Source organism: Pseudomonas sp. E315 (assembly GCF_055406205.1).
Window position 1 is genome coordinate 31,808 of record NZ_JBUZPJ010000014.1, and the last position, 12,699, is coordinate 44,506.

At 54.0% G+C, this 12,699-nt stretch carries 10 protein-coding genes; 2 read left to right on the forward strand and 8 right to left on the reverse strand.

Going from position 1 to position 12,699, the window contains the following annotated elements:
• Positions 1-145 precede the first annotated feature (145 nt).
• The 3 genes from ACZRJQ_RS17945 to ACZRJQ_RS17955 form a co-directional block, all read right to left on the reverse strand.
• Positions 146-1,252 (reverse strand): NADH:flavin oxidoreductase/NADH oxidase, encoded by a 1,107-nt coding sequence (locus ACZRJQ_RS17945; RefSeq protein ID WP_463979673.1) that lies wholly within the window; start codon positions 1,250-1,252, stop codon positions 146-148.
• Positions 1,253-1,443: 191 nt separating this feature from the next.
• Positions 1,444-3,153: a single-stranded-DNA-specific exonuclease RecJ gene (recJ, locus tag ACZRJQ_RS17950; protein WP_463979674.1), complete on the reverse strand. Its 1,710-nt coding sequence runs from the start codon at positions 3,151-3,153 to the stop codon at positions 1,444-1,446.
• 54 nt (positions 3,154-3,207) lie between these two features.
• On the reverse strand, positions 3,208-3,750 hold the full coding sequence (locus tag ACZRJQ_RS17955; RefSeq protein ID WP_059764439.1) for a YaeQ family protein: 543 nt from the start codon (positions 3,748-3,750) through the stop codon (positions 3,208-3,210).
• Positions 3,751-3,892: 142 nt separating this feature from the next.
• Between ACZRJQ_RS17955 and ACZRJQ_RS17960 the strand changes: the two genes are divergently transcribed.
• Both ACZRJQ_RS17960 and ACZRJQ_RS17965 read left to right on the forward strand, forming a co-directional pair.
• The gene (locus ACZRJQ_RS17960; protein WP_463979675.1) at positions 3,893-5,092 is read left to right on the forward strand and encodes a CaiB/BaiF CoA transferase family protein; all 1,200 of its coding nucleotides are present in this window, start codon (positions 3,893-3,895) and stop codon (positions 5,090-5,092) included.
• An 89-nt stretch (positions 5,093-5,181) separates the two neighbouring features.
• The gene (locus ACZRJQ_RS17965) at positions 5,182-5,997 is read left to right on the forward strand and encodes a TIGR02285 family protein (protein ID WP_463979676.1); all 816 of its coding nucleotides are present in this window, start codon (positions 5,182-5,184) and stop codon (positions 5,995-5,997) included.
• A 176-nt stretch (positions 5,998-6,173) separates the two neighbouring features.
• Here ACZRJQ_RS17965 and ACZRJQ_RS17970 read toward each other — a convergent pair whose 3' ends face one another.
• The 5 genes from ACZRJQ_RS17970 to ACZRJQ_RS17990 form a co-directional block, all read right to left on the reverse strand.
• The gene (locus ACZRJQ_RS17970) at positions 6,174-6,587 is read right to left on the reverse strand and encodes a response regulator (RefSeq protein ID WP_463979677.1); all 414 of its coding nucleotides are present in this window, start codon (positions 6,585-6,587) and stop codon (positions 6,174-6,176) included.
• Between the two features lie 147 nt (positions 6,588-6,734).
• A complete protein-coding gene (locus tag ACZRJQ_RS17975; protein ID WP_463979678.1) occupies positions 6,735-8,837 on the reverse strand; it encodes a transporter substrate-binding domain-containing protein in 2,103 nt (700 codons plus the stop codon).
• A 118-nt stretch (positions 8,838-8,955) separates the two neighbouring features.
• Positions 8,956-10,365 (reverse strand): threonine synthase, encoded by a 1,410-nt coding sequence (thrC, locus tag ACZRJQ_RS17980; RefSeq protein ID WP_463979679.1) that lies wholly within the window; start codon positions 10,363-10,365, stop codon positions 8,956-8,958.
• 76 nt (positions 10,366-10,441) lie between these two features.
• Positions 10,442-11,746 carry a homoserine dehydrogenase gene (locus ACZRJQ_RS17985; protein ID WP_463979680.1) on the reverse strand — a complete coding sequence of 435 codons (1,305 nt, stop codon included), beginning with the start codon at positions 11,744-11,746 and terminating at the stop codon, positions 10,442-10,444.
• Between the two features lie 136 nt (positions 11,747-11,882).
• Complete coding sequence (locus ACZRJQ_RS17990; protein ID WP_463979681.1) at positions 11,883-12,614, reverse strand: thioredoxin fold domain-containing protein; 732 nt, start codon at positions 12,612-12,614, stop codon at positions 11,883-11,885.
• Positions 12,615-12,699: the final 85 nt, after the last annotated feature.

Genomic DNA, 12,699 nt, shown 5'->3' on the forward strand with positions numbered 1-12,699 from the left:
GCGAAAGGTTTAAGGGCCAAATCGGTCGACAGAGTAAATCGCTGCAAGGCGCGATTGTCGGTTCGATTGCTTCCAGATGTTGCGCAATACTTGCGAAAACGCGAAACCCGCCAAACAGGCGGGCTTGCGGTGAAACTTCCTACTTTCAATCTCGCAGGTCCGACTCATGGATGGGCTGATCGCGATGGGTCGCACGCTGATACTGGGCCGCCCAAATCGACTGCTTACCGCCCAAATCATCGTCAGCATGCAATGGCCAATAAGGGTCACGCAGCAACTCGCGCGCTAATAGAATCAAGTCCGCTTGCCCGGTACGCAAAATATGCTCAGCCTGCGCGGGCTCAGTGATCATGCCCACGGTGCCAGTAGCGATGCCAGACTCCTTGCGCACACGCTCGGCAAAACGCGTTTGATAACCTGGCCCTACGGGAATTTCAGCATTGGCGGCAGTGCCGCCCGAAGACACGTCAATCAGATCAACGCCCAACGCTTTGAGGCGTCGTGCCAACTCGACCGTTTCATCCGGGTTCCAGCCGTCTTCCACCCAGTCCGTCGCCGATACCCGCACAAACAAGGGCAGCTCTTGCGGCCAGACTTCGCGAACAGCCTCAGTGACTTGCAGCACCAAACGAATGCGATTTTCGAAAGAGCCACCGTATTGGTCACGGCGCTGGTTGCTCAACGGCGACAGAAACTGATGCAGCAAGTAGCCGTGGGCAGCATGCACTTCAACTACCGAAAAGCCTGCCTCCAGCGCACGTTTTGCGGCGGCAACAAACGCGTGAATGATCCCGTTGATTTGCGCCTCATCCAACTGAGTGGGCGCTGTGTGTTGCGGGTCAAAGGCAATCGCCGAAGGCCCCACAGGAATCCAGCCGCCCTCTTCTACTTTGACGCTGCCGTGCTTGCCCAGCCAAGGTCGGTACGTACTGGCTTTACGCCCGGCATGGGCCAGTTGAATCCCTGCCACTGCGCCTTGAGCGCGAATGAAACGCGTGATGCGTTGCAACGGCTCGATCTGTTCATCGTTCCACAGCCCAAGGTCTTGTGACGTGATCCGCCCATCAGCCGTGACAGCTGTGGCTTCGGTAAACACCAGCCCGGCGCCGCCTACGGCACGGCTGCCCAAGTGAACCAGATGCCAATCATTGGCCAGCCCATCAACGCTGGAATACTGGCACATGGGTGAAACCGCGATGCGGTTAAGAAGGGTCAGTTGGCGCAGGGTATAGGGTTCGAGCAGCAGACTCATGGGTCACCTCTAATTCCAGTGGGCAGGCTCCAGGGTTCTGTTTGAAAGTCACATGGCCTATCAAGCAGTTCTTAGAGCCTAGTCGACAACACTGAAACAAGGCGGGTTCAAATCTGTCGCTGCCACGCCTGCAGCCAAATGCGCATTGATCGTACATTCAGGCCTTGCGAAGTACCTGAATGAACCAAGGGTTAACGCGGTTCGATGTGGGCAATCATCAGTTGCACGGTTTCGTTGCCACGAAACTCGTTGAGGTCAAGTTTGTAGGCCAGTTCGACCCAGCGAATAGTCGGGTTAGGCCACACCTCGCGGTCGATCCCGAACGCAATGCCATCAAGCTTTACGCTGCCGCATTCGGTTTTGAGCACAACTTTTAAGTGCCGCTCACCGACGATGCGCTGCTCTACCAACTGAAACACCCCATGAAACAGTGGCTCGGGGAAATGCTGCCCCCAAGGCCCTGCGTTTCTCAAGGCACGCGCCAGCTCCAGGTGAAACTCTTCAACGGCCAAACTGCCGTCAGACAACAGCCGCCCGGTCAGGTCTTCTTCACTCAGTTGACGGCGAACTTCGGCATCAAACGCTTGCGCAAACAGAGGAAAATTGTCCTGCGCCAAGGTCAGGCCAGCCGCCATCGCGTGGCCGCCATATTTGCTGATCAACTCTGGATGTTGCGCCGCCACCACACTCAACGCATCACGAATGTGAAAGCCGGGCACCGAACGCCCCGAGCCCTTGAGCATCCCGTCGCCCGCATCGGCGAAGGCGATGGTGGGCCGGAAATAACGCTCCTTGAGGCGCGAAGCCAAAATACCGATCACCCCTTGGTGCCATTCGGGGTCAAACAGGCACAAGCCAAACGGCATGGAATCCACAGGTAACTCTTTAAGCTGGGCTAGCGCTTCACGCTGCATGCCCTGCTCAATGGATTTTCGGTCTTGGTTCATTTCATCGAGCTGGGCAGCCATTTCGCGAGCCGCATTGGCGTCATCGGTCAGCAGGCACTCGATGCCCAGACTCATGTCGTCCAGCCGCCCTGCCGCATTCAAGCGCGGCCCAAGAATGAACCCCAAGTCCGTCGAAGTAATCTTCGAGTGGTCGCGCTTGGCAACTTCAAGAATCGCCTTGAGCCCCGGACGCGCCCGCCCGGCACGAATACGCTCAAGCCCCTGATGCACCAAAATCCGGTTATTGGCATCCAGCGGCACCACGTCAGCGACGCTGCCCAGCGCCACTAAATCCAACAGTTCAGCAATGTTCGGCGCCTTGCTGTTTTGATACCACCCCAAGCTGTTCAGGCGCGCACGCAAGGCAATCAATACATAGAAAATCACCCCTACGCCCGCCAGCGCCTTGCTCGGAAACTCGCAGCCCGGCTGGTTGGGGTTAACGATGGCATCGGCATCCGGCAGCTCATTGCCCGGTAAGTGGTGGTCAGTGACCAACACTTTCAGCCCCGCTTTTTTCGCCGCAGCCACGCCTTCGACGCTAGAAATACCGTTGTCGACCGTAATCAACAATTGAGGCGTTCGGGTCAACGCGACTTCGACGATTTCAGGCGTCAGGCCATAGCCATACTCAAAGCGATTAGGCACCAGGTAGTCAACATGGGTCGCGCCGAGCAAACGCAGGCCGAGCAGTCCAACCGTGCTGGCCGTGGCCCCATCGGCGTCAAAGTCGCCCACGATCAAAATGCGCTGATGCTGCTCAAGCGCGACCACCAGCAAATCGACCGCCGCATCAATACCCTTCAACTGCTGATACGGAATCAGCCGCGCCAGGCTCTTGTCCAGTTCAGCTTGCGACTGCACACCTCGGGCCGCGTAAAGACGCGTCAACAAGGTGGGCATTTCGCCCAGAAAAGGCAGGGTTTCAGGCAGTGGACGAGGTTCAATGCGCATAAGCGGGTGAGGAGTCTCTATTAACAATGAATGAAAAATTACAGGGCTTAAAAATCAGCCGCGCTCGCCCGTGAGCCACTGCAACTGCACTTCGTGCTGGCCACGATCATCGGTCACAAAAATGGTGCCTTCGCTGATCATCACGTCCCACTTGATAACGCGGGGCATGTCTTTGGCCAATGTTTCCAACACTTCCTGAGGCACGGCGGCCACATTGACGTTTTTCAGGTTTTTGATCGCAGGAATCACTTTGCCTTCCCACACGCGCAAGCTGCCATAGGCCAGCAAACTGGTGCGTTCGGTACGACGTGAGCACCAGGTCAGACGGTCTGCATCAGGCTGGCCGACTTCGATCCAGTGCAGCACGCGATCATCCAGACTTTTTTCCCACAAGGCAGGTTCGTCTACATCTGACAGGCCGCGACCAAACGACAACTGTTCGTTGTACCAAAAGGCATAAGCCAGGAGGCGCACGGTCATACGCTCTTCAGTTTCCGAAGGGTGACGGGCGATGGTCTGTTTGACGCTTTCATAAACCCCGCGATCAAGATCGGTGAGGTTGAGTTCAAACTTGTAGGTCGTGGACGGCTGTGCCATGAACGGGCTTCTTGATGCTGAGAAAGGCGGCAAGTCTAACCGATACGGCGCTATTCAACGAATCCTTGACCGCCATCAGCTTCATGCAAGGCGCGACCTATGTTAAAAGGCTGTACTCGCTCGCCCTGGACAAGGATTACTTATGCCACTGGCAACCAAACCCCTTTCGGGCCTCAAAGTGGTCGAACTTGGAACCCTGATCGCAGGGCCCTTTGCATCGCGCATTTGCGCCGAGTTCGGGGCTCAGGTCATCAAGGTGGAGTCCCCGGATGGCGGCGACCCCCTGCGCAAGTGGCGCAAGTTGTATGAAGGCACGTCACTGTGGTGGTTCGTCCAGGCGCGCAACAAGAAATCCCTGACACTGAACCTCAAACATCCTGACGGCCTGAACATCCTCAAACAGCTGTTGGCTGACGCAGACATCCTGATCGAAAATTTTCGCCCCGGCGTACTGGAGAAGCTAGGGCTGGGCTGGGACGTGCTGCATGCCCTGAATCCGAAACTGGTGATGGTTCGCTTGTCGGGCTTCGGCCAAACCGGGCCAATGAAAGACCAACCGGGGTTTGGCGCCGTGGGTGAGTCGATGGGTGGGTTGCGCTACATCACCGGTTTTGAAGACCGCCCGCCTGTGCGCACAGGCATTTCGATTGGCGACTCAATCGCTGCGTTGTGGGGAGTCATTGGGGCGTTGATGGCTTTGCGTCATCGCGAAGTCAATGGCGGCCAGGGCCAAGTCGTGGATGTTGCACTGTACGAAGCCATTTTCGCGATGATGGAAAGCATGGTGCCCGAGTTTGATGTGTTCGGTTTTATTCGTGAGCGCACGGGCAACATCATGCCCGGCATCACGCCTTCGTCGATTCATACCAGCCTGGACGGCAAACACGTACAGATCGGGGCCAATGGCGACGCTATTTTCAAACGTTTCATGCACGTTATTGGCCGTGATGACCTTGCCAATGACCCCGTATTGGCCAGCAACGATGGCCGCGATACGCGGCGCGACGAACTGTACGGCGTCATAGATCGGTGGGTCGCCTCGCTCCCACTTGAAAACGTGCTGCAACACCTCAACGCCGCCCAAGTGCCCGCCAGCCGTATTTTTTCGGCGGAGGACATGTTCAGTGACCCGCAATTTTTAGCCCGCGAAATGTTTTTGCAGGCCAAATTACCTGACGGCAAAGACTTCAAAATGCCCGGCATTGTGCCAAGACTTTCTGACACGCCGGGTTCGGCCGACTGGGTGGGGCCAGAGTTGGGGGAGCACAACCTTGAAGTCCTGCAAGCCTTGGGTTACGACACTGACGCCATCGCTGAATTGCGACTAAAAGGCGCGATCTAGATCAGCCTTATCCAACCTTGACGGAAGGCTAAAGACGGGGCACCAGCACAATGATTTATCGCTCGAGGTGGCGAAATATCTGGGTGGGAATGATCACTTCGGCGCTTTTACTCTGCGCGCCTGGCAGCTTCGCCTCAGACAAACTCATATGGCTACTACGAGACTTGCCACCGCTGACCGTGCTCAGTGGTTCGCTGAAAGGTCAGGGCGCCATCGATCAGCTCATGCCACAACTGATGGAGAGCATGCCGAACTATCAGCACGTCGTTGTAAAGGTTAATCGAGCACGCGCTATACAAATGCTCAAAAGCACCTCGTTAGCCTGCGACCCGGCGCTGGTCTGGAACCCGTCGCGTGCGCACTCGATTATTTATTCCAACCCCGTTATGGCGTTACACAGCAACGGCCTGATTATTCGTCATCACGATCAATCACTGATTGAACCTTACCTCCACAATGGCGCCGTGAATTTGAGCGCTCTGCTCAAAGCGCACACCTTAAAGCTTGGCGTGATAGCTCAGCGCAGTTACGGCGAATGGATAGACACCCAGCTGTCGCTGAGCCCGATCAATCAGTTGTCGATTCATTACGGCAACGATGCGTTCGCCAGCTTGTTGCAAATGCAGCAGGCTGATCGTGTCCAAGCCTTGTTGGGGTACTGGCCTGAGACTTGGGCAATGGCCAGACAGCAAGGCTTGGCACCAGCAACGTTAAGTTTTTACCCCATTGAAGGCGCCCCCACTTACCAAACCATTTATGTCGGTTGCACCAATACGCCTGAAGGCCAGCAAGCCATACTCAGCATCAACAAGGCACTTGAAGCGATCCCAAGCGACGCTTTGATCAAGTTTCAAGACCAATGGCCCGAACCACAGTTGCCTGAGCACTCTGCGGGGTTACGCTAGCCACAGGATTGGTGAACGTTCGGGCTTTTTTTAGACAAAAAAAACCCGAGCAGTGGGGAGTCAGCTCGGGTTTTAACAAGGTCAGTGTGACCAGACCAATAGGTGACAAGCATCGGAGCAAAATGCTTGATCCCACCGGCAAAAAATCTGACAGATACCGTCTGCAAAAGTTTCGTTCAAGTGGCCATATCGTAGGAAATATCCCCACAAGAACGAAAACTGGGCGTTTGATATGACGCCAGCAATAGCTCAAGCCCCTGCGGGGTGACAGGGTTCGGCAAGCAGCCCAACACCTTGAGCCCTTCTTCGCGGGCCAGAGACATTGCCGTTTCAATTACATGCGACGGCGCGCAACTGAGCATAATCAATGCCTGTGCTTCCTGTTTTATAGCCAGTTCACGAATCAACTCCAGACCTGGCAGCTCTTCCCTGAAAAGCTCGCAAATAGCGACGTCAATTGCGCCGCGCCTGACCAAAGATTGACGTGCAGAGGCCACGCTTTGTGCTGTCAACACATCAAAAATGCGAAAAGCATTCAGCATTTGATGCAGCACCATGAGCTGGAAAGGATTGTCCTGAAGAATCAACACTTTTAAAGGGCGCATCGCAAGCCTCGTGAACCATCAAACACGCTTTCGCAGAGCTGAAGGACTTTAGAGCGATTGCACAACAACAAACATAGGAAAAGTCCTAAGAACAAACAGGAAAATCCGCCAATCACATGCTGCTAATTACAGTCAGCGCAATGAATCCCACTGCTTATGCTCAAACTGCTCAAACCAGCCTCCGATCAACCCTTCTAAAGCCCCATCCGCCGAGTAAAAAGGCACTGTCCACTGATAGACCTCAACATCGCCTGACTGGAACGATATCCAACGCTTTCGGTAGTAGGGTTTTCGGCTCTGTATCAGTTCCATGAGCTCAGCATGAAATTGCTCAGCCAACGCTTTGGGGTAGAGGTTGAGTTCCAGGCTGGTGAGCCCATGAATACGATCAAGCCGAGTGGCGAGTCGCTCTTCATAGGTGCAGTTGCAGGTAATGATTTCCCCTTTAATGCCTACGACGAAAATAGGGCTTGGAATACCATCTAAAAATCTTCGTTGAAACGCTAATTGTTCCTGCAGTTTATGCTCAGAAGCGTGCGAATCCGTTAGTTGCAACTTTAGGTGACGAACCCACAGAACAAGCAATACAACGATTAAAACGAGAAATAACAACGCACCATACAGCCACACAACAGGTGAAGCGTTTTTTTTGCCTGCGGGTAGAATGCCAGCCCCTTCCAACCATTTGATCCGCAAGGAACGAACCTCCGCCATCGGTATGGCCTCAAGCGCTTTATTTAAAATATCGAGTAATTCGGGGGACTGGTTAGACACTGAAAAGCTGTCCACCGACCAGCGACCGTCAACACTTCGCCCTACTTTCAGATGGCCCGACGGGTATAAGTAAGCTTGGGTTTCGTTCTGAATAGTGGCTAAAGCCTCACCTTTTTCGACAAGTTTGCGGGCTTGGTCAAAACTGCTAACCGTCCGCAAAATAATATCCGGGTATTCACGACGTATAAGAGGTTCAAGTACGTGCTGGGCAGGAAGCGCCAGAACCTTTCCCGACAGTTGGCTCAATGACCCCAAGCGAGAGTCCTGCATACGCACAACAAATACCCAAGGTGCGCCCCCATATGAATACGTAAAATTAAGAAACTTTTTCCGCTCTGCGTTCATTGACAAGGTGGTGTTCATTTGTGCCTCGCCAGTTTTAAGCATGTTCAGGGTTTGAACTGTGGAAAAGCTTTCTTTGTGAACAAACTGCAATCCCGTCATGCGTGAAATACGCTCCAGGATATCTACGCTTAAGCCTTCCCAATTGCCATCTACATTCTTGAAGGCATAAAGCGGGTATTGCTGGGTAGCAAGTGTGACAACTGGATTTTTTTGGATCCATTGATTTTCGCTAGGCGACAGCTTGATATAGGGCGCAGCAATACTGCCAGTCAGGTCCGCAGACCAACGAGATGAAATAACCCGTTGTGTAGAGGCATCGACGGTATTTAAGGCACGATTAATTAAAGAAACCAGCAAGGCGTCATCACGGCGTGTGGCAAATGCAAACCCAAAGTCGGGTAATGCACTGTCTTCCAACACATACAATCCCATATTAGGTCGGAAAGCTTTAAATGCTCTGACAATGAGTTCATTGCCCACAAAAGCATCTATATCGCCTTCGGCGAGCGCTTCCATAGCACTGTTTAAATTGGGCGTCAGAATTATTTCACTGTCAGGGTAAAAGGAATGCGCGCTATGAACATCGACATAGCCATCCAAAAAACCTATTTTTTTACCTGCCCAGTTTCTATCGTGAGCACGGTTGTTTTCTCGCCCAACAATAACTGAGCGGTCAACCATATAGTCAGCAGAAAAAAACAGACCTTCAAAGCCTCGTTCATAACCATTAGCACTGGTCAGAACATCGATCTTGCCCGACAGCAGCGCTGCCACCGCATCTTCACGCTTGCTGAAGCCCAGCACCTCAACGGGTACGCTGAGCTTGTCTCTAACGAGACTAAGGTAATCGGCGCTAATACCTTGGTAACGATTACGATCAGTGGTGATATCAATGGGTTCGTAGTCGGCAATTGAAATACCTACACGTAACTTCCCATGATCGGCCAACCACTCCCGCTCAACCTTATCGAGCTTTAAAGCATTGGATTCGATAAAACTTTGAGGGAGTCGAAATGGAAAACCCTGGGCCGCCATTACTGATTGATGCACGCTCAACAAGCCGAACGTGAGCATCATCAACATCCCTGTTACTAATGCACGACAAAAGCGCGACATGGCTACTTCCTTGACCGACTACTCGCAAAATACAAATGCGAAAACGGAGCAAGTTTGCCATGCAAAAACAAAAAAGCCCGTCAGACGACGGGCTCTTAAGTGCGTAAGACAAAGCGCTTTAAAGTGCCTGACCTCGGTTTCCATGTTGGCTGACAAAGGCCTGTACAGCTTTCAGGTCATTGGCCAAAACGGTGTACCGCTCATCTCGCTCAAACAAATCAGAAAGATGTGCGGGCAGTTCTAGAGCTTTTCCTACGCCTGCTTTTTCAACAGCTTCAGGAAACTTGACCGGGTGTGCTGTCCCAAGAATAACCATTGGAATATCCAGGCTACGGCGGCATTCACGCGCGGCCTTAACGCCAATGGCGGTATGCGGGTCCAGAACTTCGCCGGTTTCAGCAAACACTTGTGCAATGGTTTCGCAGGTTTGGGTATCGTCTACCGCCAGCGAGTCAAACAAACGACGTGCTTCAGTCCAACGATCTTCTTCAACGCTGAAGTTGCCGGTTTGCTTGAAGGCATCCATCAGGCCCGCAACAGCTGCGCCATTACGCCCATGAAGATCAAACAGCAAACGTTCGAAGTTCGAGGACACCATGATGTCCATCGATGGCGACAAGGTCGCATGCAGGGTGTCCTTGGCGTACTGGTTACCGCTCATGAACCGGTGAAGAATGTCATTACGGTTGGTGGCAACGATCAGTTGGTTGATCGGCAAGCCCATGTTGCGCGCCAGGTAGCCCGCAAAAATATCGCCGAAATTACCCGTAGGCACCGAGAACGACACCGAGCGGTGCGGCCCGCCCAACTGCAATGCAGCATGGAAGTAGTAAACGATCTGAGCCATGATCCGCGCCCAGTTGATCGAGTTGACTGCCACCAGACGCGTGCCTTTGAGGAAGCTTTGATCAGCGAAACTCGCCTTGACCATTTCTTGGCAGTCATCGAAGTTGCCTTCGATGGCGATGTTGTGAATGTTGTCGCCGAACAGGGTCGTCATCTGACGGCGCTGCACTTCTGACACCCGGTTGTGCGGGTGCAGGATGAAGATATCGACGTTTTCGCAGTGCTTGCAGCCTTCAATCGCCGCCGAACCTGTATCGCCCGAGGTTGCGCCAACAATGACAACGCGCTCACCGCGCTTGGCCAGCACATAGTCGAGCAAACGACCCAGCAATTGCAGGGCGAAGTCCTTGAACGCTAACGTCGGGCCGTGGAACAGCTCAAGCACCCATTCGTTGCCATTCAATTGGCGCAGAGGTGCTACAGAGCTGTGTGCGAACGCGCCGTAGGTTTCTTCCAGGATTTTTTTGAAATCGGCATCGGGGATGCTGCCCGTTACGAATGGGCGCATCACTCGGAAGGCCAGCTCGTGATAAGGCAGCCCAGCCCAGGAAGCGATTTCTTCCTGAGTAAAACGTGGCAGGTTTTCCGGGACGTACAAACCACCATCACTGGCCAATCCAGCCAAGAGAACATCTTCAAAATTCAGGGCCGGTGCCTGGCCGCGGGTGCTGATATAGCGCATTGGGGCAAACCTTCGATTTGAGCACCAAGCCGCACACTAAAGCCTTGTCTGCTTTGCGTGCAGCCTGGCGGCTAAATTAATTTAGATGTTCAACGCGGATGCGAACCACCGAACCCACCACGCCCTGCAAGGCTTCCAGCGCAGTGATGGCGTCGTTCATGTGCTGTTCAAGCACGCGGTGGGTCAGCAAAATCATTGGCACCAGACCGTCGTGTTCTTCGACCTCTTTCTGCATGATCGATTCGATGTTGATGCCACGCTCCGACAGGATGCTGGCCACTTGAGCTAACACGCCCGGATGGTCCTTGGCTTGAATACGCAAGTAGTAAGCGCTTTCGCAGGCTTCGATCGGCAGGATCGGGTGATCCGACAGCGAGTCTGGCTGGAAGGCCAAATGGGGCACACGGTTCTCAGGGTCGGAGGTCATGGCACGTACCACGTCCACCAAGTCTGCAACCACCGACGAAGCCGTTGGCTCCATGCCCGCGCCTGCGCCGTAGAACAAGGTCGAGCCTGCGGCGTCACCATTGACCATGACCGCGTTCATCACGCCATTTACGTTGGCAATCAGGCGATCAGCCGGGATCAGCGTCGGGTGAACCCGCAACTCAATACCGCTGGCGGTGCTGCGTGCCACGCCCAGATGCTTGATGCGATAGCCCAACGCTTCGGCGTAATTCACATCAGCTGTTGTCAGCTTGGTGATGCCTTCGGTGTAGGCCTTATCGAATTGCAGCGGGATACCAAATGCAATAGACGCCAGAATGGTCAGCTTGTGCGCCGCATCAATCCCTTCAACGTCGAAGGTGGGGTCTGCTTCGGCATAGCCCAGCGCTTGCGCCTCAGCTAGCACGTCTTCAAACGTGCGGCCCTTTTCGCGCATCTCGGTCAGGATGAAGTTGCCAGTGCCGTTGATGATGCCCGCAACCCAGTTGATGCGGTTGGCCGACAGGCCTTCGCGAATGGCTTTGATAACCGGAATACCACCCGCGACCGCGGCCTCGAACGCCACGATCACGCCCTTTTCTTGGGCCTTGGCAAAAATTTCGTTGCCGTGGACTGCAATCAGCGCCTTGTTGGCCGTGACCACATGCTTGCCGTTTTCGATGGCTTTGAGCACCAGATCGCGAGCGATGGTGTAACCACCAATCAGCTCGATCACAATGTCAATTTCAGGGTTGGTTGCAACAGCGAATACATCGTTGGTAATGGGGGTACCGGCAATGTCGCACTGAGGGTTTGGCGTACGCATGGCAATTTGCGCAACCTGGATACCACGCCCGGCACGGCGGGCAATTTCCTCGGCATTACGCTTTAGTACGTTAAAGGTGCCGCCACCGACGGTCCCGAGCCCACAGATACCTACTTTGACCGGATTCACGCTGAACTCCCCATAAAACGGCCGACTCAAGGTCGGCCGTGGAAAACAACCGTGGACTGCCACGGTTCTCTATTAATAGCCGGGCAGTTGGATTGCCCGGCCATGATCGTCAAAGGCTTACCGTGACGATGCAGGATTATTTAACACTGAGTGCCAGCTTGCCAACCTGTGCAGCAGGCTGATAACCGGGAATGACCTGACCATCGGCCAGAACAATGGCCGGCGTGCCGTTCACACCAATCGACTGGCCCATTGCAAATTGCTTGGCCACCGGGTTGGCACACTTGGGCGCATCAACTGTTTTGCCATCAGTCATTTTGTCCATCGCGCTTTTCTTGTCTTTGGAACACCAGACAGCTTGCAACTGCTGGTCACCCGGCGAACCCAGACCTTGACGCGGGAAGGCAACATAACGCACTTCGATGCCCATTTTGTTCAGTTCAGGCACTTCTTCGTGCAATTTGTGGCAATACGGGCACGTGGTGTCGGTAAAAACCGTGATATGCGATTTGGTTGCGCCGACCGCAGGGTAAACGACGGTTTCTGCCACCGGAATACCGTTAATCAATTTAGCCACGCCTTCGCGCTCAGCGACTTCAGTCAGGTTGACCGGCTTACCGTCCTTGAGCTGAAACATATAGCCTTGCACGATGAACTGACCATCTGCGCTGGCATACAGCACTCGGCTGCCTTTGAGCTTCACTTCGTACAGCCCGGCCAGTGGGCTGGCACTGATGCTCTCAACAGGCACATCAAGCTTGAGCGTTTCGAGGCTTTTACGAATGGTTTGCTCAGCGGCGGTATCGGCAAATGAAAAGGTACTGACCAACGCAAGAACGGCGGCGGCGAAAATGTGGGTCACGCGCATAAGAACTCCTGAGGGCGGACAAAGCGGCCAAACCTGAAGCACAAACTGAAAACAGGCTCGGTGGCGCACTTTCTAAACCGGCGAA